At 67.5% G+C, this 20,156-nt stretch carries 16 protein-coding genes and 2 pseudogenes; 7 read left to right on the plus strand and 11 right to left on the minus strand.

Translation table 11 applies throughout. From position 1 onward, the window contains the following. Positions 1-35: 35 nt before the first annotated feature. On the minus strand, positions 36-1,448 hold the full coding sequence (locus WT26_RS12185) for an alkaline phosphatase family protein (protein WP_080429187.1): 1,413 nt from the start codon (positions 1,446-1,448) through the stop codon (positions 36-38). A gap of 737 nt (positions 1,449-2,185) precedes the next feature. On the opposite strand from WT26_RS12185, the pseudogene WT26_RS38425 reads away from it, so the two are divergent. Further along, positions 2,186-2,374: pseudogene (locus WT26_RS38425) on the plus strand (transposase); the annotation flags it as partial. A gap of 87 nt (positions 2,375-2,461) precedes the next feature. On the opposite strand, the gene WT26_RS12195 reads toward WT26_RS38425, so the two are convergent. Beyond that, positions 2,462-2,926, minus strand: coding sequence for an Lrp/AsnC family transcriptional regulator (locus tag WT26_RS12195; RefSeq protein WP_006481526.1), 465 nt, complete (start codon positions 2,924-2,926; stop codon positions 2,462-2,464). 277 nt (positions 2,927-3,203) lie between these two features. Here WT26_RS12195 and WT26_RS12200 point away from each other — a divergent pair, with 277 nt between their 5' ends. Further along, entirely contained in the window at positions 3,204-3,716 is a 513-nt protein-coding gene (locus WT26_RS12200; protein WP_069272982.1) for a Spy/CpxP family protein refolding chaperone, read from the plus strand. A 128-nt stretch (positions 3,717-3,844) separates the two neighbouring features. Continuing rightward, positions 3,845-4,279: a PGDYG domain-containing protein gene (locus tag WT26_RS12205; RefSeq protein WP_069272983.1), complete on the plus strand. Its 435-nt coding sequence runs from the start codon at positions 3,845-3,847 to the stop codon at positions 4,277-4,279. 31 nt (positions 4,280-4,310) lie between these two features. Here the strand turns inward: WT26_RS12205 and WT26_RS12210 are convergent, their stop codons facing one another. The 8 genes from WT26_RS12210 to WT26_RS12245 all read right to left on the minus strand — a co-directional run bounded on the left by WT26_RS12210 (position 4,311) and on the right by WT26_RS12245 (position 12,027). After that, entirely contained in the window at positions 4,311-4,673 is a 363-nt protein-coding gene (locus WT26_RS12210; RefSeq protein ID WP_069272984.1) for a DUF3022 domain-containing protein, read from the minus strand. 13 nt (positions 4,674-4,686) lie between these two features. Beyond that, positions 4,687-5,475, minus strand: coding sequence for a YhfC family intramembrane metalloprotease (locus tag WT26_RS12215; RefSeq protein ID WP_069272985.1), 789 nt, complete (start codon positions 5,473-5,475; stop codon positions 4,687-4,689). 54 nt (positions 5,476-5,529) lie between these two features. Then, positions 5,530-6,573, minus strand: a complete 1,044-nt coding sequence (locus WT26_RS12220) for a LacI family DNA-binding transcriptional regulator (protein ID WP_059520971.1) — start codon at positions 6,571-6,573, stop codon at positions 5,530-5,532. Between the two features lie 277 nt (positions 6,574-6,850). Next, entirely contained in the window at positions 6,851-7,825 is a 975-nt protein-coding gene (locus WT26_RS12225; protein WP_069273749.1) for an NAD(P)-dependent oxidoreductase, read from the minus strand. A gap of 5 nt (positions 7,826-7,830) precedes the next feature. Continuing rightward, complete coding sequence (locus WT26_RS12230; protein WP_069272986.1) at positions 7,831-9,117, minus strand: MFS transporter; 1,287 nt, start codon at positions 9,115-9,117, stop codon at positions 7,831-7,833. A gap of 95 nt (positions 9,118-9,212) precedes the next feature. Then, on the minus strand, positions 9,213-10,205 hold the full coding sequence (locus tag WT26_RS12235; RefSeq protein WP_069272987.1) for a sugar kinase: 993 nt from the start codon (positions 10,203-10,205) through the stop codon (positions 9,213-9,215). 50 nt (positions 10,206-10,255) lie between these two features. Further along, positions 10,256-11,020, minus strand: coding sequence for a TIM barrel protein (locus tag WT26_RS12240; protein ID WP_069272988.1), 765 nt, complete (start codon positions 11,018-11,020; stop codon positions 10,256-10,258). A 113-nt stretch (positions 11,021-11,133) separates the two neighbouring features. Continuing rightward, on the minus strand, positions 11,134-12,027 hold the full coding sequence (locus WT26_RS12245) for a LysR family transcriptional regulator (protein WP_069272989.1): 894 nt from the start codon (positions 12,025-12,027) through the stop codon (positions 11,134-11,136). A gap of 112 nt (positions 12,028-12,139) precedes the next feature. Here WT26_RS12245 and WT26_RS12250 point away from each other — a divergent pair, with 112 nt between their 5' ends. After that, on the plus strand, positions 12,140-13,207 hold the full coding sequence (locus WT26_RS12250; protein WP_059520976.1) for a YeiH family protein: 1,068 nt from the start codon (positions 12,140-12,142) through the stop codon (positions 13,205-13,207). Positions 13,208-13,310: 103 nt separating this feature from the next. Then, entirely contained in the window at positions 13,311-15,044 is a 1,734-nt protein-coding gene (locus WT26_RS12255) for a ClcB-like voltage-gated chloride channel protein (RefSeq protein ID WP_196774797.1), read from the plus strand. Position 15,045: 1 nt separating this feature from the next. On the opposite strand, the gene WT26_RS12260 is transcribed toward WT26_RS12255, so the two are convergent. Further along, positions 15,046-15,669, minus strand: coding sequence for a TetR/AcrR family transcriptional regulator (locus tag WT26_RS12260; protein ID WP_069272991.1), 624 nt, complete (start codon positions 15,667-15,669; stop codon positions 15,046-15,048). Between the two features lie 189 nt (positions 15,670-15,858). On the opposite strand from WT26_RS12260, the gene WT26_RS12265 reads away from it, so the two are divergent. Both WT26_RS12265 and WT26_RS12270 read left to right on the plus strand, forming a co-directional pair. Next, on the plus strand, positions 15,859-16,968 hold the full coding sequence (locus tag WT26_RS12265; RefSeq protein ID WP_069272992.1) for an efflux RND transporter periplasmic adaptor subunit: 1,110 nt from the start codon (positions 15,859-15,861) through the stop codon (positions 16,966-16,968). Further along, positions 16,946-20,154, plus strand: a pseudogene (locus tag WT26_RS12270) (efflux RND transporter permease subunit). Before WT26_RS12265 ends, WT26_RS12270 begins: the two are co-directional and overlap by 23 nt. The last annotated feature ends 2 nt before the right edge of the window (positions 20,155-20,156 follow it).

Raw genomic sequence — 20,156 nt, forward strand, 5'->3', positions numbered from 1 at the left:
CGTTTCGCCCTCTCGTGGCGCGCCGGCGCCGACGATCAACCCGCGACGCCGAAATGGCGCTGGTAGGCCGCCCTGATGAAGTCGTGCGCGTCGCCCTGCGTCACCGGCAGCGAGGCCGCCGTCAGCGTCGCGGGTTGCGATGACTGCGTCAGGTGGTAGATCCTCATCAGCATGTCGCGCTGGTCGGGATCGAGCGGCTGGTTCGCCGGGTGCCGCGGATCGTCGGCGGCGACGGTAATCTCCGGCAAGCTCGCGCGTGGAAGCGTGGTCGGCGTGTCGGTGCGCGGCTCGTCCATTTCGTCGAACAGGGTTTCGAAGCTCTTGGCGCTCGCGTCCCGCTCGGTGAGGAATCCGCCGAAACCGAACATCTTGCTTAGCGTGGCGAGCACCGACGTGTGCTGGTAGCGCGTCGAATCGACCCGCTGCGCCTTCACCCACGGCGATGCGATCACCGCCGGCACGCGAACCCCGAGCCGATCGAACGCGAATGTCGGTGCGAACGATGGGTCACCGTCCATCGGCGACGTCAGTCCGTCCGGATTCGGCACGGGCGACGGCGGCGGGACATGGTCATAGAAGCCGCCGTGCTCGTCGTAGGTGACGATCAGCGCGCTTTTCACCCAGATATCCGGGTTGCCGCGCAATGCTTCGTAGACGTCGGCCACGAGATTGTCGCCGTACCGGGCATCCTGAGGCGCGTGCTGCGAGTTCGCGAGTCCGTCGGTTGGCGCGGCCGCGTTCTTCGAATTGAAGAAGCGCGGGATGATGAACGAGTAGTTCGCCAGCGTGCCCGCTTCGACGTCGGCTTTGAACGCTTCGTCGAACAGCTTGAAGTTTTCCTTCTTCCCGCTTACCTGGGAAAATTCGAGCACTTCATTGCTGTCGAACGCATAGGTGGCCCACGTGCAACCTGCGTCTTCGAGCGCGTTGTAGATCGTGCGGACGTCGAGCACGCGTTTCCAGTTGTTCAGCGCGAACCCCGCCGACGTGGCCGCATGCATGTAGAAGCGATTGGGCTGGGTTGGCCCCGGCACTTCCGAAAACCAGTTGTCGCATATGCAAAACGCATCGGCCAATGCGTTGATGGACGGCAGGCTGTCGGCGGAAAAAGACTGCATCACGACGTGTAGCGTGGCAGGCGACGGGTTTGACACGTGGTCGTGAATCAGTTCGTCCCGGTAGTTTCGTACGAATCCGTCGTTAGAAGGCAGTAGCGTTGCGCTGGGCCCGGCCTTGTCGTTCACAAGCTGGTAATTCGTCGCGTGCACCGAATGCCCCGGTCCGTGTCCGGCGAGAACAGCAAATGGCGCACTGTTGTCCGCCAAAAATGCGGGATTCGCGGCCGATTCCGGCTCGGAAGGATCAAGCAGGTTGAATTCGCCTCCTTTGAGACCGTTGACATTTTCGCGGAACCCGAAAATATGGTCGAACGAGCGGTTCTCGAGCATCAACACCACGACGTGATCGATTTTTCGCACGATATTTCTCCAAGCAAACGTGTCGCAATGGGTCGATTTCGATGGATGTTTGTCTCGTCACGCGTTCGTGCCACCGGAACGATGCCCGGAGAGATCGAATCGGCGTTCTTGATGGTTATCCAGCCTGATCGACTTGACGTACCCCCGGAGAAAATAAACATGACTTGCCTGCCGCCCACGAACGGCAGCCGACTTGTCATGGCGCCTCCCCACACTGCCCAATTGCGATGCCGCCCGTCGGGTTGACTTGTTTACGGGCACTATTCAGCCGCGGACGTGGAAATATTGGCTGCTTTCCGAGGAATGGAAAGTTGCATGACGCACCCTCGACAAGCCATCGATTTTATTGGTTATTTAAATTAATGATCAAGTAAGCAAATTTAAATAAATACCAATGGATTTGAAAATCAAGAATAATAAGAAGAATGCAACCCAGGACTTGCTTGCACTCGATGTGATTTGTTTTAGCCTAACTCGCAGGAAAAACAAGGAAAACATATATATGAAGAATTTGATCGATTCCGCGCGCCATACCCTGGTCAGGCACCACCAATTCGGCAAACGTTTTACAAAAGAGAACGATTTTATTGATTCGATATTTTGAGAGAACTGTGCCCCTGGCGGATGTGGGCAACGCGCTTTCATCTTCCCGGCAGGGCCAACGCGTCATTCCCTTGGGGTTCAGTAAGAAGAAGCGAAGCCAGGCAATTCGATGCCAGCACCACCTTTGCATCTTTCGTAAGGCCGAGAGCCGGGATGAGTCGGTATAGGATCCGTGCAAGCGCCACAACATCTCGGAACAGACGTTCCATCGTCGACGCAACAAATTCGGTGGGTTGGACGCGGCTGACGCGCGTCGGCTCAAGGCACTGGAATCGGGGAACGATCTGCTCAAGCTTGGCTCTGCGCCCCCCGCACGTCGACGACCATTCGTCGACGCCGCCGTCACGCCGGACGGCAGTCTCGCCAAGGTTTCTGCCGCATCACCCGCCGATCGTCCCGCGATCGATCTTGCGCGACAGGATGATCGACGTCGTCGTGCGCTCGACGCCTTCGAGCGTGCCGATCTGGTCGAGCAGGTCGTTGAGGCGTTCAGGCGAATCGGCGCGCAGCCATGCGACGTAGTCGTACTCGCCGCTCACCGCGCACAGCAGTTGCACCTCGGGCATCCGGTCGAGCTTGCGCAACACGTCCTTGCCGAACTTCGGCGTGAGGATGATGCCGACATACGCGTAAATGCTCGCGTCGAGCACGTCCTGCCCGAGCCGGACGCTGTAGCCGGCGATCACGTTGGTACGTTCGAGCCGCGCGATGCGTGCGACGACCGTCGTGCGCGCGACGTCGAGCTGGCGCGCGAGATCCGCGACGCTGGCGCGCGCATCGGCCTGCAGCAGCGCGACGAGTTGCCGGTCGAGATCGTCGAGTTGGTCGAGGCGGGGTGGACGCATGAGGCTTGAGGCACGCGAGCGGAGCGCGTTTCGGATTGGAAGGTGACGCGATGATAGCGCCGAACGCCGGCCCGCCCAACCGGCGCGTGCATCGGCTGCGGCGCACGGCCTCGCCGATTGGTTACGCAACGATATCGATTCGTATCGGATGTAAGCAAGTGTCGCCTTGGCTGAACGCGCGGCGCGCGCCGTGCTACTAATACGTTGCGACGCGAAACCCGCGTGCGCCGCAGAAGCGCCCGCGCCCGCTCGCACGACACTATCCGGAGAGCCAACCATGAAGAAAATCTCGCTCACTCTCGCTACGCTCATGCTCGCGACCAGCGCATTCGCGCAGACGCAAACGCCGCCGCAGGCGCCTGCGCAGCCGGCTGCCGCCGCGGCGTCGGCTCCGGCCGCCGCACGCCACGAAACGCGCCTCGAGCAGCGCATCAAGTACCTGCACGACCAGCTGAAGATCACGTCGGCGCAGGAACCGCAGTGGAAGACGTTCGCCGACACGATGCGCGACAACGGCGACACGATGGGTCGCCTGTACCGTCAGCGGATGGAAAGCCGCAACGCATCCGCGCTCGACGACATGAAGCAGTATGCGGAACTGTCGCAGGCAAACGCGGACGGCGCGAAGAAGCTCGCCGACGCCTTCGCCCCGCTCTACGAGAGTTTCCCGGCCGACCAGAAGGCACTGGCCGACACGACGTTCCGCAGCTGGCTGCACCACGGCGGCGAGCACCGCGGCAAGGCCAAGGCGGCACCCGGCGCGGCCGCGAGCGCGCCCGCGAAGCCCTGACGCGTGACGCGCAGCCGCCCCGCCCTCGCCGGGCCGGACGGCTGCACGGCTTCCGCCCGCGACCGGCGCCGATTTCACAGCGCGCCGATTTCGGGATAAGCTCCCGGCTTTTCCCGCACTTCCCCGCCATGCTCGAACTCAAGCACCTCGACCTGCGTACCGATCCGCAGGCCCGTCGCGTCGTCAAGGACGAAACCGTCGCCGTTTCCTTCGCGGATGCCGACGGCGAACTGATGAGCCTCGAAGGCCCGAACCGCTATGTGGCGGGCGACGCGCTGATCACGGGCTCCACCGGCGACCGCTGGGTCGTGTCGCGCGCGCGCTTCGACGCCAAATACCTGCCCGCCGATCCGGCACTCGCACACGGCGCACCGGGCGCCTACCGGAACCGGCCGGCCGTCGTGCTCGCCCGCCGGATGGACGAACCGTTCACGATCGCCCGCTCGGAAAACGGCGACACGCTGCGCGGCGTCGGCGGCGACTGGGTGATGCAGTACGCGCCCGGCGATTACGGTGTCGTGCAGGCGCAGCGCTTCGCGCAGGTCTACCGCGACGCCGGCTGACATCCTCAACGCGCCGGCAACGACGCCGCACTCAAGCGAACTCGTCGTCGAGCGCGATCTCCGCGTCGCGCGACACCGCTTCGCCGGCCGCGTGGCGCTCCTCGAGCGACCCGAGCATCGCTTCCGTATACGCATGCAGCACCGCATGGCTGCGCGCGCGCTGCATCGGCTTGAGCGCCAGGTAGCGCGCGAGCGCCGCCGGCACGATACGGATATCGAGCGTCATCCGCTTCGGCGTCGCGCCGAAACGCATCGCGAGCCAGTGCACGGACAGGAACCGCCCGCGCGCGTCGCTGCTTTCCGCGAAACGCGTCTGCTCCGGAAAGAGATCGCAGATCACGCGGGCGAGCGCGTCGAATTCCGCGCTCTGGCATTCGATCAGATAGTCGTCCATCTCGCGCCTCCCGTCAGGCCGCCGCGCGCGCAGGCCGGCACGTCTTCACCAGTACGCCGATGAGCACCGCGGCCAGCACGAAATGCGCGGCCTCGACCCAGCCGGCCGGCAGCACGCGCACCTGATACAGCAGCGCCGGCGCGGCCGCCAGCGCATGCAGCACGATCGCGAGCGGCAACACGCCCGCGCGGCCGGCGCGCACGCCGCGCCAGACCAGCACCGACAGCGCAAGCTGCAGCACGAACGCCGCGCAGCGCTCGAGCAGCAGCATCGCGATCGACGGCCCCGACAACGTCGCCAGCATCACGTGCAGGCGCAGCACGGCATCGCCCGGCAGCCCCGCGAGCTGCGCGTCGAGCTGGCCGCGGCTCGCGAGCCACGCGAGATACGACCACTGGCCCCACACGAGTACGCCGACGAACCACGCTTCGGCGCCACCGTGGCCGATCCCGTAGCCGATTCCGCGGCTGTCGCCGGCCGACGCGCCGTAGCGGCGGTTCAGGAAACGCATCCCGAGATAGCGGCCGACTTCCTCGAACACGGCGGTCGCGAGCGCGCTGTACGCGACGAACGCGAGCGGCTGCGTGAGCCAGCCGTCGGGCGGCGTCTGGCTCAGCACGAGCCCGTGGAATGCGCGTTCGAGGATCATCGCGAACAGCGTGAAGACGGCCACGCCGACGATCGTGTCGCGGCGGTTCAGCGCGAGCGGCTTGCGCAGGATACGGAAGAGGACGAGCGGCAGAAGCGCGATGATCAGCGTGGCGGCGATCAGCACCGCCAGCGTGACGGGGGCGACAGTCATGTATTTCCTTGTTCGGGGCAGCGCACCTGACGCGCTGCGTGCCCCGAATGATACTCAGCTTGCGGTCGACGCGCGCGCAACCAGCTCGCCGGGCAACAGCGAGACGCGTACGTCGCCCGCCGCGCCGTCGATCCGCTCGTGCACGAATTCGACGGCCTTGTAGCCGATTTCGTAGGTCGGCTGCCGGATCGTCGTGATACCGATCAGCTCGGCCCATTCCGGATCGTCGATCGACAGCAGCGCCGCCTTCTGCTGCCATGCGGCGCCGAAGCGCACGCGCAGGTGGCGCGCGATCGCGAGCGCGACCGGCGCGTTCGCGGCGAACAGCGCCGCGCGCACGCCGCGCCGTGCCGCGTCGTCGATGCGGGCATCGACGTCGGCGAGCGCCGTCGCGGTCGCGTCGGGCTCGTTCAGGTCGAGCACGACGGTCGACGGCACCGTCAGCCCGCGCGCGCCCAGTGCCGCGCGGAATGCGGCCTCGCGCAGGCGCCGCGAGCTGACGCGCTCGAACGGCTGCACGACGAAATGGATCGCGTCGAAACCGTGTTCGACCAGGTGCGCGAGGGCCGTCTCGATCGCGTCGGCGTTGTCGAGGCCGATCAGGTCGGCCTCGAAGCCTTCGACGGTCCGGTCGACGAGCACGGCCGGGATGCCGGCCCCGCGCAGCGGGCGCAGCACGTCCTCATCGGCGCCGAGCGCGTTGACGATCAGCCCTTCGACGCGATAGGTCGTGAGCAGCTGCAGGAAGCGGCGTTCCATCTCGACTTCGTTCGCCGCGTGGCAGATCAGCGGCATGTAGCCGAGCGCCTGGCAGGCAGCCTCGACGCCCTGCAGCACTTCGACGGTATAGGGATTGGTCAGGTCGGCTGCGAGCATGCCGAGCAGCCGGTTGCGGCCGCGCTTGAGCCCGCGCGCCATCTGGTTCGGCCGGTAGTTGAGCCGCGCGATTGCCGCTTCGATCCGCTGGCGCAGATCGGTGGACAGCACGTGCGTCTCGCCGTTCAGGTAGCGCGACACGCTGGTTTTGCCGGTGCCGGCCTCGCGCGCGACGTCGCTGATCGTCGCCGGACGCGTTGTGGTTGGTTGCGAATCGGTCACTGTCGTGCCTCGCGACGTTCGATCCGCTCTGCGACATACGCGGGCGGACGTTTGTTGTTGGATAGGTAAGCCAACTGACGGACTCTCCTGTCGGTCAGCCGCGCCGGACCCGGCGCGGATACGGGTCGCCCGAAGCGGGCGGCAACGGCTCCAGCTTCGAGGCGACGAGCGGGCGATCATAACGCAGCCGACGGGACGGCTCCAAGTCCATCGACTCTAAACGATCGACGCGAAAAAAGCCTGTCGTACGCGGCCCCTCCCGGCCGCGCCCGCGCGCTCAGCCGGCGCGTGCGCGGGTCAGCACATCCGGATTGACGAGATTCGTGCGCAGCGTGCCGGCCAGCGCGCCGACCAGGTTTTCCGCGGCGCAGCGCGCCATCGCGTGGCGCGTCTCGTGCGTCGCCGAGCCGATATGCGGCAGCGCGACGACATTCTTCATCTGCAGCAGCGGCGAATCCGCGGCCAGCGGTTCCTTCTCGAACACGTCGAGCCCCGCGCCGCGGATCGTACCCGCACGCAGCGCATCGATCAGCGCGGCTTCGTCGACCACCGGCCCGCGCGACGCGTTGATCAGGATCGCGCCGCGCTTCATCTTCGCGAATTCGGCCGCGCCGATCAGGTGGTGCGTTTCCGGCGACAGCGGCACCTGCAGGCACACGAAATCGGACGCGGCGAGCAGTTCGTCGAGCGTCACGCGCCGTGCGCCGTACTGCGTTTCGGCTTCCGCATGCGCGGACCGGTTCGCGTACAACACCTGCATCCGGAAGCCGAGCGCCGCACGGCGCGCAACCGCGCCGCCGATCCGCCCGAGCCCGACGATGCCGAGCGTCTTGCCCTGCACGTCGGTGCCGTACAGGTCGGGACCGATGCTGCGATGCCAGTGGCCGGCCTTCACCCACTCGGCCAACTCGACCACGCGTCGCGCGGACGCGAGGATCAGCGAGAACACCGTATCGGCGGTCGATTCGGTCAGCACGTCCGGCGTATGCGCGAGCACGATCCCACGCCGCGTGAGATCCGCGACGTCGAAGTTGTCGTAGCCGACCGAAATCGTCGACCATGCCTTCAGCCGCGGTGCGCGGTCGAGCATGTCCGGCGTGACCTTCAGGCTCGCGCCGATCGCGCCGTCCGCGTCGCCGAGCGCATCGGCGAGGGCGGCGGCGCCGTCGGCCTGCACGACGTCCGCATGCTCGCGCAGGTACGCGAGGACGTCATCGGGCAGCGGTTTGTACGCGACGATACGAGGCTTCATCGGGTTCATTTTCCTTGCAGCGGCGCCGCGAGCGAATGCGTATCGGGCGCCTGGGGTTTGACGGACAGCGTGAGGACCACCGCGGCGACGAGCGCGGCGCTCATGAACGCGTAGGACGCGACGGGCGAGCCGGTCGCACCGTTCAGGTAGCCGACGAAGTACGAGCCGACGAACGAGCCGAGCGCGCCCATGCTGTTGATCAGCGCCATCGCGCCGCCGGCGACGTTCTTCGGCAGCAGTTCCGGCACGATCGCGAAGAACGGGCCGTACGGCGCGTACATGGCGGCACCCGCCACGACCAGCAGCGCATACGAGATCCAGAAGTGCGACGAGCCGAGTGCGTACGACGCGGCGAACGCGGCCGCGCCGATCAGCAGGAACGGCCACACGAAGCCGCGGCGCGAACCGACCTTGTCGGACGCCCACGACGCGGCGAGCATCGCGATCGTCGCGGCGAGATACGGCAGCGCGGACAGCCAGCCGGTCGCGACCATCCCGAGGTCGGAGCCGTTCTTGACGATCGACGGCAGCCACAGCACGAAGCCGTACACGCCGATGCTCCAGCAGAAATACTGTGCGCACAGCTTGATCACGGCCGGCGAGCGGAACGCCTCGCCGTAGTTGCGCACGGGCCTGATCGCCGCCTGCTCGGCCGCGAGCGCGGCGTCGAGGTCGCGCTTTTCCTGTGCGTTGAGCCACGGCGAATCGGAATCGGCCGGCTTGTCCTGCACGAGGAACCACCAGCACACGGCCCAGAGGACGGCCGGCACGCCTTCGGCGATGAACATGTGGCGCCAGCCGAATTCGTGCACGAGATAGCCCGAGACGATCGACATCCACAGCACGGTGACCGGGTTGCCGAGGATCAGGAACGTGTTCGCGCGCGAGCGTTCGTTCTTCGTGAACCAGTTGCTGATGTAGATCAGCATCGCCGGCATCACGGCCGCCTCGACGACGCCGAGCACGAAGCGGATCGCCATCAACGACGGGATGTTGCTGACCACGCCCGTGAGCGCCGCGCAGGCACCCCACAGGACGAGGCTGACGAACACGAGCTTCTTCACGCTGCGGCGTTCCGCATAGATCGCGCCGGGGATCTGGAAGAAGAAGTAGCCGAGGAAGAACAGCGCGCCGATCAGCGACGACAGGCCCTTGCTGATCCCGAGGTCCTGGTTGATGCCGGCCGCGGCGGCGAACCCGTAGTTCGCGCGGTCGAGGTAGGCGAGGCTGTAGGTGATGAAGACGATCGGCATGATCGTCCACCAGCGTCGAGCGGCGAGATTGGCAGTCATGGATGTGTCTCCTGAGTCGACCGGGGTGCTTCGGCACCGGCTACGGTCCCATGCAAAGCGATGAAATAGCTCGCGATTGTGCCGTGTCCGGCCTCTCATTGCGCGGTGAAGGTTTCCTCTAAGCGATCGGCGCGATTGGTGACGTTTTCGATTCGATCGAGCGCGGCACGGGTCGGCAGCCCTTCCGAGTCGCCGATCACCTGGATCGCGAGCGCGCCGATCCGGTTGCCGCGCGCCACGGCCTGCTCGACGCCGCGGCCTTCGAGCAGCGCGCTGACCACGCCGACCGCGAAGCCGTCGCCGGCGCCGACCGTATCGACGACGCGCTCGACGCGCACGCCGTCGACCGTGCCTTCGCGGCCGTCGGCGGTCAGATAGTACGCGCCTTGCGCGCCCAGCTTGATCACGACACCGCGCGCGCCTTGCGCAAGATAGAAGCCCGCGATATCGGCCGGCGTGTCGTGCCCGGTCAGTTGCCGCCCTTCGGCGATGCCCGGCAGCACCCAGTCGGCGAGCGACGCGAGCGCGTTCAGCGTCTTCGCCATCACGTCGGCGGACGGCCACAGCGTCGGGCGCAGGTTCGGGTCGAACGAGATCGTCTTGCCGGCCGCGCGCATTTCGCGCGCCAGCTTGAACGCAAGCTCGCACGACGTCGCGGAAATCGCCGGCGCGACACCCGTCAGGTGCAGGTGGCGCGCGCCGAGCACGTAGTCGGCCACGTAGTCGTCGCACGACAGGTGGCTCGCGGCCGAGCCCTTGCGGAAATACTCGACGGTCGGGTCGCTGCCGTCGTCGTTGCGCGACTTGAGCTGAAAGCCGGTCGGGTAACGCGGATCGACGGTCACGCACGACGCGTCGATGCCCTCGCGCGCCAGCGTGTCGAGCACGTAGCCGCCGAACGAATCGCGGCCGACGCGGCTCATCCAGCCGACCCGGAAGCCGAGCCGCGACAGGCCGATCGCGACGTTCAGGTCGGCGCCCGCGATCCGCTTCGCGAATTGCGTCGCATGCGCGAGATGACCGGGCTCGGTCGCGACGAACATCGCCATCGCTTCGCCGTAGGTCACGACATCGAGTTGCTGGTGCATCAGTGAATTCCTCCGGGTCCTTCGCGCATTCCTGCGCGCTTCAAGGGACTTCAAGCGGCTTCGAGCCACGCGACACGCCGGCACGCATCGCCCGCCAGGTCGGCCGCGTCGAACGGAAACTCGATGCCGCGCGGCGCCTGCTGCGGCAGCGCCGCGAGCACGCCGGTCACGAGCGGGTCGTTCGGTGCCGGCGCGGCGGCGAAACGGCGTGCGCCCTCGCCCTCGACGGCCTTGCAATGAATGTATTCCACATGCGACGCGAGCACTTGCGCGCAATCAAGCGGCGCTTCGCCCGGCCACTGCCAGTTGCCGATGTCGAACGTCATCCCGAGCGCGCGCGGCGCGCCGGCCGCATCGAGCGCGTCGAACAGCCCACGGAACTGCGCGAGCGCGCCGCCGACCGGGAGCTGGCCGTTCTCGACCACCACGCGGGCCCGCGCGCCGCGCGACAGCGCGACGATGTCGGCCGCATGCGCATCGCCGGCGAAGCCGCCGAGCTGGAATTTCACGAAGCGCGCGCCGAGCGCGTCGGCTTCCGCGAGCGTGTCGCGCAGCGCGTCGGCGTCGAGCGCGCCTGCGTCGGTGTACAAGTTGGCGGGCGTCGAGTAGACCGACCACAAGCCGTGCGCCGCGAGCTGCGCGCCAAGCGCGGCCAGCGCGTCATGCGCCGCGTCCGCTTCCGACGCGAACAGTTCGCGCCGCACCTCGAACCCGGCCGCGCCCGCCTGCGCGACGGTCGCGACGAATGCGCCGTGGCCCTCCTGACGCACGCGGTCCATCCCGAATGCGCTCGCCACGATCACGATGTCTGTCATTTCGCCCTCTTTTCCCCGGAATGGAACCGGTTCCATTTGCTTGAGACGGATGGTGCGCCTCGTGCCGGGGGCACGCCATAGAGGAAATCCCTAGGATTTTCTCCGTGCGCGCGTCAAATCCCGTTTTGCGCAAGGCTCAACGCCAGGAATTGCGCGGCGACCCGCGACGGCGCGCCGCCGTGCGGCACCAGGATGGAGAAGTGACGCGCGAGCGGCGCGGGCGCGAGCGAGCGCAGGACGAGCGCGGCATCGTCGTGACGCAGCGACATCGCGGACACGAACCCGACGCCCATTCCCGCACGCACGGCTTCTTTCACGGCCTCGACGCCCGCGATCTCGAATGCGACGCGCAGCGGCGCGCCCGTGTGCGCGAATGCGCGCTCGACGAGTTGCCGCACGGCGGAGCCCGCCTCGCGCAGGACGAGCGGATGGGCCGCCAGCGCGTCGAGCGTCACGCCGCCCGCGTGCGCGGGCCCCGCCAGCGGATGCCCGGTCGGCACGATCGCCACGATCTCGTCCTCGCGCCACGCGTGCACCGCGGTGCCCGGCGGCAGCGCCTCGCCGGGCGGCCCTTCGATCATCGCGATGTCGAGCGACGGCAGCGCCGCGACCACGTCGGCCGTATTGCCGCTCATCGTGTGGATCGCCACGCGCGGGGCGCGCGGCTGGAACGCCGCGATCAGGTAAGGCAACAGGTAGCTCGCGGGTGTCGTACTCGCGCCGATGCGCAGCGTGCCGGCTTCCAGGCCGCGCACCGCGTCGCGAAACGCGCGCGCCTGCGCGAACGTGTCGCGCTGCGCCTTCGCGTACTGCGCGAGCTGCTCGCCGACCGGGGTCAGGCGGATGCCGCGGCCTTCGCGCTGGTACAGCGGCTCGCCGAATTCGTCCTGCAGCAGCCGCAACTGGCCCGACACGGCCGGCTGCGACAGATGCAGCGCCACGGCGGCGTGGCTGATGTTCAGGTGTTCGGCGACGGCGGCGAACGTTATCAGTTGATCCGGGGTCATGGGGATAAATTATCGGCTTTCCGGATAGTTTACGTCACAAATCACAATTTTTCATATCGATATAACGAAATTAGGATTACAGCATCGCAACACGCTCCATCACGGTGCTTCCATGTCCACTGCCCCGACTCCTCATCTCAGCCCGGCCGCGCCGTCGATGCGCGGCCAGTTGAACGGCGTGCTGTTCGTCGCGCTGTTCGCCGCCGCCGTCACGAGCCTGTCCCAGCTTCCCGCGATCGCGGGGCTCGGCCTGTCGCCGCTGATCGTCGGCATCGTCGCCGGCGCGCTGTACGGCAACGCGCTGCGCGACGGCATGCCGGCAAGCTGGGCGGCCGGCGTCAATTTCTCCGCGCGCAAGCTGCTGCGCATCGCGGTCGCGTTCTTCGGGCTGCGCGTGAGCCTGCAGGAAATCGCGCAGGTCGGGCTGCCGGGCCTGACGGTGTCGGTCCTCGTCGTCGTCAGCACGCTCGCGATCGGCACCTGGGCCGGCATGAAGCTGATGAAGCTCGACCGCGATTCCGCGCTGCTGACCGCCGCCGGCAGCGCGATCTGCGGCGCGGCCGCCGTGCTCGCGTTCGAATCGACGCTGCAGTCGAAGCCGCACCAGAGCGCGATGGCCGTGGGCAGCGTCGTGCTGTTCGGCACGCTGTCGATGTTCCTGTACCCGATCGCCTATCACGCCGGTCTGCTGAACCTCGATCCGGCCGGCCTGGGCCTGTTCTTCGGCGGCACGATCCACGAGGTCGCGCAGGTGGTCGGCGCGGCGAGCGACATCAGCCCGCAGGTTGCGCACATCGCGACGATCGTCAAGATGACCCGCGTGATGCTGCTGGTGCCGGTGCTGCTGGTGCTCGGCGGGTGGCTCGCCCGCTCGGCCCGCGCCACCGCCGGCGGCGCGCAAGGCAAGCGCAAGGTGGCCGTGCCCTGGTTCGCGCTCGGCTTCCTCGGCTTCGTGATCGTCAACTCGCTGAACGTGCTGCCGACCGACGTCACGCACACGCTGAACGTGCTCGACACCTTCGCGCTGACGATGGCCATGACCGCGCTCGGCATCGAAACCCGCGTGGCGCAGATCCGCGCAGCCGGCCCGCGCGCGCTGATGACCGGCCTGATCCTGTACGTGTGGCTGATCGCCGGCGGCTACGGGATCACCTGGGCCGTGCAGCACTGGCTTGGCTGAGTTGCCCGCCCGTGACACGTCGCGCGCCGCGCCCGCCGGGAGGGTCCCGCGGGCGCGGCGCAATGCTATGCTTCGCGTCGTTTTCCATCGCCCTCTTTCAGCCGTGCTCTCGTTCCTGCTGAAGCTGCGCACTCGCGCCCAAACGCTGTTCCGCCTGTCGGACGCCCATACGATGCTGATCTGGTCGGCCATCGTCGGCGTCGGCGGCGCCTTTGCCACGATGGCGTTCCGCGAAGGCATCGACCTGATGCAGCACCTGATCTCCGGGCAAAGCGGCAGCTTCGTGCAGATGGCGAAACGCCTGCCGTGGTATGTGCGGTTCTGGATGCCGGCCGCGGGCGGCTTCCTCGCCGGCTGCGTGCTGTTGCTCGCGACGCGCGGCGACAAGAAGGCGGGCAATACCGACTACATGGAATCGGTCGCGCTCGGCAACGGGGTCGTGCCGGTACGGCAGAGCCTGTGGCGCAGCGTGTCGTCGCTGCTGACGATCGGCAGCGGCGGCTCGATCGGCCGTGAAGGCCCGATGGTGCAGCTCGCGGCGCTCGCCGCGTCGCTCGTCGGCCGCTTCGCGCATTTCGACCCGCCGCGCCTGCGCCTGCTGGTCGCTTGCGGGGCGGCCGCCGGCATCACGTCCGCCTACAACGCACCGATCGCCGGCGCGTTCTTCGTGTCGGAAATCGTGCTCGGCACGATCGCGATGGAGAGCTTCGGGCCGATGGTCGTCGCGTCGGTCGTCGCGAACATCGTGATGCGCGAATTCGCCGGCTACCGGCCGCCGTACGAGATGCCGGTATTTCCGGCCGTCACCGGCCCCGAGGTGCTGCTGTTCGTCGTGCTCGGCGCGCTGTGCGGCGTGCTCGCGCCGCAGTTCCTGCACCTGCTCGACGCGTCGAAGAACCAGTTCAAGCGGCTGCCGGTGCCGCTGCCGGTGCGGCTCGCGCTCGGCGGCCTAGTCGTCGGCGTGATCTCGGTGTGGACGCCGGACGTATGGGGCAACGGCTATAGCGTCGTGAACCAGATCCTGCATTCGCCGTGGACCTGGCAAGCGCTGGTCGCGGTGCTCGTGTTCAAGGTCATCGCCACCTCCGCCACGGTCGGCTCGGGTGCGATCGGCGGCGTGTTCACGCCGACGCTGTTCGTCGGCGCGGTGTTCGGTTCGCTGTTCGGGCTCGCGATGGAATCGCTGTGGCCCGGCCATACGTCGGCGTACTTCGCGTACGCGATCGTCGGCATGGGTGCGTTCATGGCGGGCGCCACGCAGGCGCCGCTGATGGCGATCCTGATGATCTTCGAGATGACGCTGAGCTATCAGGTCGTGCTGCCGCTGCTGGTGTCGTGCGTGTTCGCGTATTTCGTCGCGCGCGCGACGGGCACGACGTCGATGTACGAGATCACGCAGCACCATTACCAGGACGCGCAGGAGAAGCTGCGGCTGCGCACCACGCAGATGCGCGAGCTGATCCAGCCCGCGCAGACGGTCGTGCCGCTCACGGCGAGCGTCGCCGACATGACGCGCGTGTTTCTCGAATATCCGGTGAAGTACCTGTACGTCGCCGATGACGCCGGGCGCTTTCGCGGCGCGGTCGCGCTGAAGGACATCACGTCGGACCTGCTCGACAAGCGCGACACGACCGACAAGACGGCCGCGCATTACGCGCACACGCCGTTTCCGCTCCTGACGCCCGACATGCCGCTCGCCACCGCGCTCGAACGCTTCATGGCGTTCCAGGGCGAACGCCTGCCGGTGATCGAAAGCGAAACCGAGCCGACGCTCGCGGGCGTCGTCTACAAGACGTCGCTACTCGATGCGTACCGGCGGATGACCGGCGAGCGCTGATTCAGTCCGGCGCGCGCCCCAGCACCGCCCACGAGAAGAACCCCGCGAGCACGGCCTCGGCCACCTCGGCCGACACGTGCTGCGGATCGGCCGTGTAGTACGACTGCACGCCGTCGCACAGGCACATCAGCCCGAACGCAAGCGTCTCCGCCGGCAGCAGCAGCGGCGTGCCCGAGTGCTCCGAGAACGCACGGATGATGTCGGCCATCCGCGTGCGCGATTCCTGCAGGAACTGGTTGAAGCGCACGCGGAATTTCGCGTCGCGCGCGGCCTGCAGTTTCGCCTCGCCCCACAGCAGGTGGCACCGGTCGTCGATATGCATCCGCCGGTAGTAGGCGAGCGCGGTCGCCTCCATCTGCTCGCGCGACCCGCCCCCGTCGAAGATCTGCCGCAACTCGGCCTGCACCGACGCGTGATCGCGCTCCAGCAACTCGAGCAGCAGGTCGGACTTGCTGCGGAAATTCGAATAGAACGCGCCGCGCGTGTAGCCCGCTGCCGCCGCAATGTCCTCGACGCTTGCGGCGACATAGCCTTTCTTCAGAAAAATCCGGTGCGCGGCAATCAGCAGACGTTCGCGCGTCTGGTCCCTGCTCTGCTCCCGGGTCAAGCGCGTTGGTTGTTTCATGCCGCGAAGTCTAGCACCAACCTGGCGCCAACTGGCTTTCAGATTCATCTTTGCATTCAGATACAGGTGTGTATTAGAATTCGCCACAGTTTCTGAAAGATGGTGTCCGCGCGCATCGTTGCGCGCCGCTCGGGGCAAGCGCCCGCCGCTTGCCGGTTTCGCTCCGTTCTTACCGCCTCTGGGGGTTTCGTGAATCGCTCCGGTTCCCGCGCCGCGCTGCTGATCGGCGCCGCGCTCGTCCTTGCCGCCTGTCATCCGAAAGAATCCGCGCCGCCCGCTCCGCGCCCCGTCGTTGCCCAGCCGGCCCGCGCCGACGGCGTCGCGGTGTCGCGCACGCTCCCCGGCGAGATCCAGCCGCGCTACGCCACCCCTTTGTCGTTCCGCATCGCGGGCAAGATCATCGAGCGCAAGGTGCGCCTCGGCGATTCGGTCAAGGTCGGCCAGGTCGTCGCGCTGCTCGATCCGTCCGACGTCGAGAAGAACGCCGCGAGCGCGCAGGCGCAACTCGATGCCGCGACGCACAGCCTCGCGTTCGCGAAGCAGCAGCTCGACCGCGACCGCGCACAGGCGCGCGAAAACCTGATCGCGACCGCGCAGCTCGAGCAGACCGAGAACAGCTACACGTCGGCGCTCGCGCAGCGCGACCAGGCGCAGCAGCAGCTCGCGCTCGCCCGGAACCAGCTTCGCTACGCGACGCTCGTCGCCGATCACGCGGGCTACATCACCGCCGAACAGGCCGACACCGGTCAGAACGTGTCGGCCGGCCAGGCCGTCTACCAGCTCGCGTGGTCCGGCGACGTCGACGTCGTCAGCGACGTGCCCGAAGCCGCGCTTGCGTCGCTCACGCCCGGCCACGCGGCCAGCGTCACGCTGCCGTCGCTGCCGGGCCGCCAGTTCGCCGCGAAGGTGCGCGAAATCGCGCCGGCCGCCGATCCGCAAAGCCGCACGTATCGCGTGAAGCTCACGCTCGCCGCGCCCGATCCGGCGATCCGGCTCGGGATGACGGCCAGCGTCGCGTTCGACGGCGCACCGGCCGCCGGCGACGCGCCGTCGATCACGCTGCCCGCGACCGCGCTGTTCCACGACGGCGCGCAGCCGGCCGTGTGGGTCGTGCGCACGAAGGACGACACGCTCGAGCTGCGCCGCGTCGACGTCGCGCGCTTCAACGAGCGCACGGTGACGGTGTCGCACGGGCTGCAGCCCGGCGAGCGCGTCGTGCTGCAGGGCGTGCACACGGTCAGCGCGGGCGAGAAGGTCCGCGCGATCGCGCCGCTGCATCCGGAGGACTTCGCATCGTGAGCGTTTCGTATACGAAGAAGGCCGCTTCAATCTCTCCGCGTGGGCGCTGCGCCACCAGGCGCTGGTCGTCTACCTGATCGCGCTCGCGACGCTCGCGGGCATCCTCGCGTACACGCGGCTCGCGCAGTCCGAAGACCCGCCGTTCACGTTCCGCGTGATGGTGATCCGCACCTTCTGGCCCGGCGCGACCGCGCGGCAGGTGCAGGAACAGGTGACCGACCGGATCGGCCGCAAGCTGCAGGAAACGCCGGCCATCGACTTCCTGCGCAGCTATTCGCGCCCCGGCGAATCGCTGATCTTCTTCACGATGAAGGATTCGGCGCCCGTGAAGGACGTGCCCGAGACCTGGTACCAGATCCGCAAGAAGGTCGGCGACATCGGCTATACGCTGCCGCCCGGCGTACAGGGCCCGTTCTTCAACGACGAATTCGGCGACGTCTACACCAACATCTGGACGCTCGAAGGCGACGGCTTCACGCCCGCGCAACTGCACGACTATGCCGATCAGTTGCGCACCGTGCTGCTGCGCGTGCCGGGCGTCGGCAAGGTCGACTATTTCGGCGACCCCGACCAGCGGATCTTCATCGAGGTGAACAACGCGCAGCTCACGCGCCTCGGCATCTCGCCGCAACAGCTCGGCCAGGCGATCAACGCGCAGAACGACATCTCGTCGGCCGGCGTGCTGACGACCGCCGACGATCGCGTGTTCGTGCGGCCGAGCGGCCAGTTCGACAACGTCGATGCGATCGCCGACACGCTGATCCGCATCAACGGCCGCACGTTCCGGCTCGGCGATCTCGCGACCGTGAGGCGCGGCTACGACGACCCGGTCGTCACGCAGATGCGCGCGGCCGGCTCAGGCGCGGCCGGCTCAGGTGCGGCCGGCAAGGCCGTGCTCGGCATCGGCGTGACGATGCAGCCGGGCGGCGACGTGATCCGGCTCGGCAAGGCGCTCGACGCCGAATCGAAGGACCTGCAGGCGCAACTGCCGGCCGGCCTCAAGCTGGTCGAGGTGTCGAGCATGCCGCACGCGGTCGCGCATATTCGGTCGACGATTTCCTCGAAGCCGTCGCCGAAGCGGTCGCGATCGTGCTGGTCGTGAGCCTCGTGTCGCTCGGCCTGCGCACCGGGATGGTCGTCGTGATCTCGATCCCGGTCGTGCTCGCGGTCACCGCCCTCTTCATGTACCTATTCGACATCGGGCTGCACAAGGTGTCGCTCGGCACGCTCGTGCTCGCGCTCGGGCTGCTCGTCGACGACGCGATCATCGCGGTCGAGATGATGGCCGTGAAGCTCGAACAGGGCTACACGCGCGCACGCGCCGCCGCGTTCGCCTATACGAGCACCGCGTTCCCGATGCTGACCGGCACGCTCGTCACGGTGTCGGGCTTCCTGCCGATCGCGCTCGCGAAATCGAGCACCGGCGAATACACGCGCTCGATCTTCGAGGTGTCGGCGATCGCGCTGATCGCGTCGTGGTTCGCGGCCGTCGTGCTGATTCCGCTGCTCGGCTACCACATGCTGCCCGAGCGCAAGCGGCACGCGCACGAGGCGCACCTGCCCGACGACCACGAGCACGACATCTACGACACGCGTTTCTACCGCCGCCTGCGCGGCTGGATCGACTGGTGCATCGAGCGGCGCTTCGTCGTGCTGCTGATCACGGGCGCCCTGTTCGTCGTGGCACTGATGGGCTTTTCGCTCGTGCCGCAGCAGTTCTTCCCGAGTTCCGATCGCCCCGAGCTGCTCGTCGACCTGCGTCTGCCGGAAGGCGCGTCGTTCGCGGCGACGCTGCGCGAGACCGAGCGCCTCGAGAAAGTGATCGACAAGCGTCCCGAGATCGATCATTCGGTGAGCTTCGTCGGCAGCGGCGCGCCGCGCTTCTACCTGCCGCTCGACCAGCAGCTTCAGTTGCCGAACTTCGCGCAGTTCGTGATCACCGCGAAATCGGTGAAGGATCGCGAGAAGCTCGCGACCTGGCTCGAAACCACGCTGCGCGAGCAGTTCCCGGCCGTGCGCTGGCGGCTGTCGCGGCTCGAGAACGGCCCGCCGGTCGGCTACCCGGTGCAGTTCCGCGTGAGCGGCGACAGCATCGCGACGGTCCGCTCGATCGCCGAGAAGGTCGCGGCGACGATGCGCGGCGACGCGCGCACGGTCAACGTGCAGTTCGACTGGGACGAACCGGCCGAGCGCTCGGTGCGCTTCGAGATCGACCAGAAGAAGGCGCGCGAACTGAACGTCACGTCGCAGGACGTCTCGAGCTTCCTCGCGATGACGCTGTCCGGCACGACCGTCACGCAGTACCGCGAACGCGACAAGCTGATCGCGGTCGACCTGCGCGCGCCGAAGGCCGATCGCGTCGACCCCGCGAAGCTCGCCGGCCTCGCGCTGCCGACCCCGAACGGCCCGGTGCCGCTCGGCTCGCTCGGCCGCTTCAAGCCGACGCTCGAATACGGCGTCGTGTGGGAGCGCGACCGCCAGCCGACCATCACCGTGCAGTCGGACGTACGCGCCGGCGCGCAGGGCATCGACGTCACCCATGCGGTCGACGCGAAGCTGAACGCATTGCGCGCGCAGTTGCCGGTCGGCTACCAGATCAACATCGGCGGCTCGGTCGAGGAAAGCGCGAAGGCGCAGAACTCGATCAATGCGCAGATGCCGCTGATGGCGATCGCCGTGTTCACGCTGCTGATGATCCAGCTGCAGAGCTTCTCGCGCGTGCTGATGGTCGTGCTGACCGCGCCGCTCGGGCTGATCGGCGTGGTCGCCACGCTGCTGCTGTTCGGCCAGCCGTTCGGCTTCGTCGCGATGCTCGGCGTGATCGCGATGTTCGGGATCATCATGCGCAACTCGGTGATCCTCGTCGACCAGATCGAACAGGACATCGCCGCCGGCCACGGCCGCGTCGACGCGATCATCGGCGCGACCGTGCGGCGGTTCCGCCCGATCACGCTGACGGCCGCGGCCGCCGTGCTCGCGCTGATCCCGCTGTTGCGCTCGAACTTCTTCGGGCCGATGGCGACCGCGCTGATGGGCGGCATCACGAGCGCGACCGTGCTGACGCTGTTCTACCTGCCCGCGCTGTATGCGACGTGGTTCCGCGTGAAGCGCGACGAACGCGACCCGCAGGACGGCCCTCCGCAGGGTGGCCACGCTTCCGGCGACGCCGCGCCGTCGGGAGCCTGATC

The organism is Burkholderia cepacia (assembly GCF_001718835.1).
Taxonomy (GTDB): Bacteria; Pseudomonadota; Gammaproteobacteria; order Burkholderiales; family Burkholderiaceae; genus Burkholderia; species Burkholderia cepacia_F.

What these genes read in the sequence shown, in the direction of transcription:
- WT26_RS12185 (WP_080429187.1), bottom strand. Translation starts at nt 1,448, where the DNA reads ATGCTCGAGAACCGCTCGTTCGACCATATTTTCGGGTTCCGCGAAAAT.
- WT26_RS12195 (WP_006481526.1), bottom strand. Translation starts at nt 2,926, where the DNA reads ATGCGTCCACCCCGCCTCGACCAACTCGACGATCTCGACCGGCAACTC.
- WT26_RS12200 (WP_069272982.1), top strand. Translation starts at nt 3,204, where the DNA reads ATGAAGAAAATCTCGCTCACTCTCGCTACGCTCATGCTCGCGACCAGC.
- WT26_RS12205 (WP_069272983.1), top strand. Translation starts at nt 3,845, where the DNA reads ATGCTCGAACTCAAGCACCTCGACCTGCGTACCGATCCGCAGGCCCGT.
- WT26_RS12210 (WP_069272984.1), bottom strand. Translation starts at nt 4,673, where the DNA reads ATGGACGACTATCTGATCGAATGCCAGAGCGCGGAATTCGACGCGCTC.
- WT26_RS12215 (WP_069272985.1), bottom strand. Translation starts at nt 5,475, where the DNA reads ATGACTGTCGCCCCCGTCACGCTGGCGGTGCTGATCGCCGCCACGCTG.
- WT26_RS12225 (WP_069273749.1), bottom strand. Translation starts at nt 7,825, where the DNA reads ATGAAGCCTCGTATCGTCGCGTACAAACCGCTGCCCGATGACGTCCTC.
- WT26_RS12230 (WP_069272986.1), bottom strand. Translation starts at nt 9,117, where the DNA reads ATGACTGCCAATCTCGCCGCTCGACGCTGGTGGACGATCATGCCGATC.
- WT26_RS12235 (WP_069272987.1), bottom strand. Translation starts at nt 10,205, where the DNA reads ATGCACCAGCAACTCGATGTCGTGACCTACGGCGAAGCGATGGCGATG.
- WT26_RS12240 (WP_069272988.1), bottom strand. Translation starts at nt 11,020, where the DNA reads ATGACAGACATCGTGATCGTGGCGAGCGCATTCGGGATGGACCGCGTG.
- WT26_RS12245 (WP_069272989.1), bottom strand. Translation starts at nt 12,027, where the DNA reads ATGACCCCGGATCAACTGATAACGTTCGCCGCCGTCGCCGAACACCTG.
- WT26_RS12250 (WP_059520976.1), top strand. Translation starts at nt 12,140, where the DNA reads ATGTCCACTGCCCCGACTCCTCATCTCAGCCCGGCCGCGCCGTCGATG.
- WT26_RS12260 (WP_069272991.1), bottom strand. Translation starts at nt 15,669, where the DNA reads ATGAAACAACCAACGCGCTTGACCCGGGAGCAGAGCAGGGACCAGACG.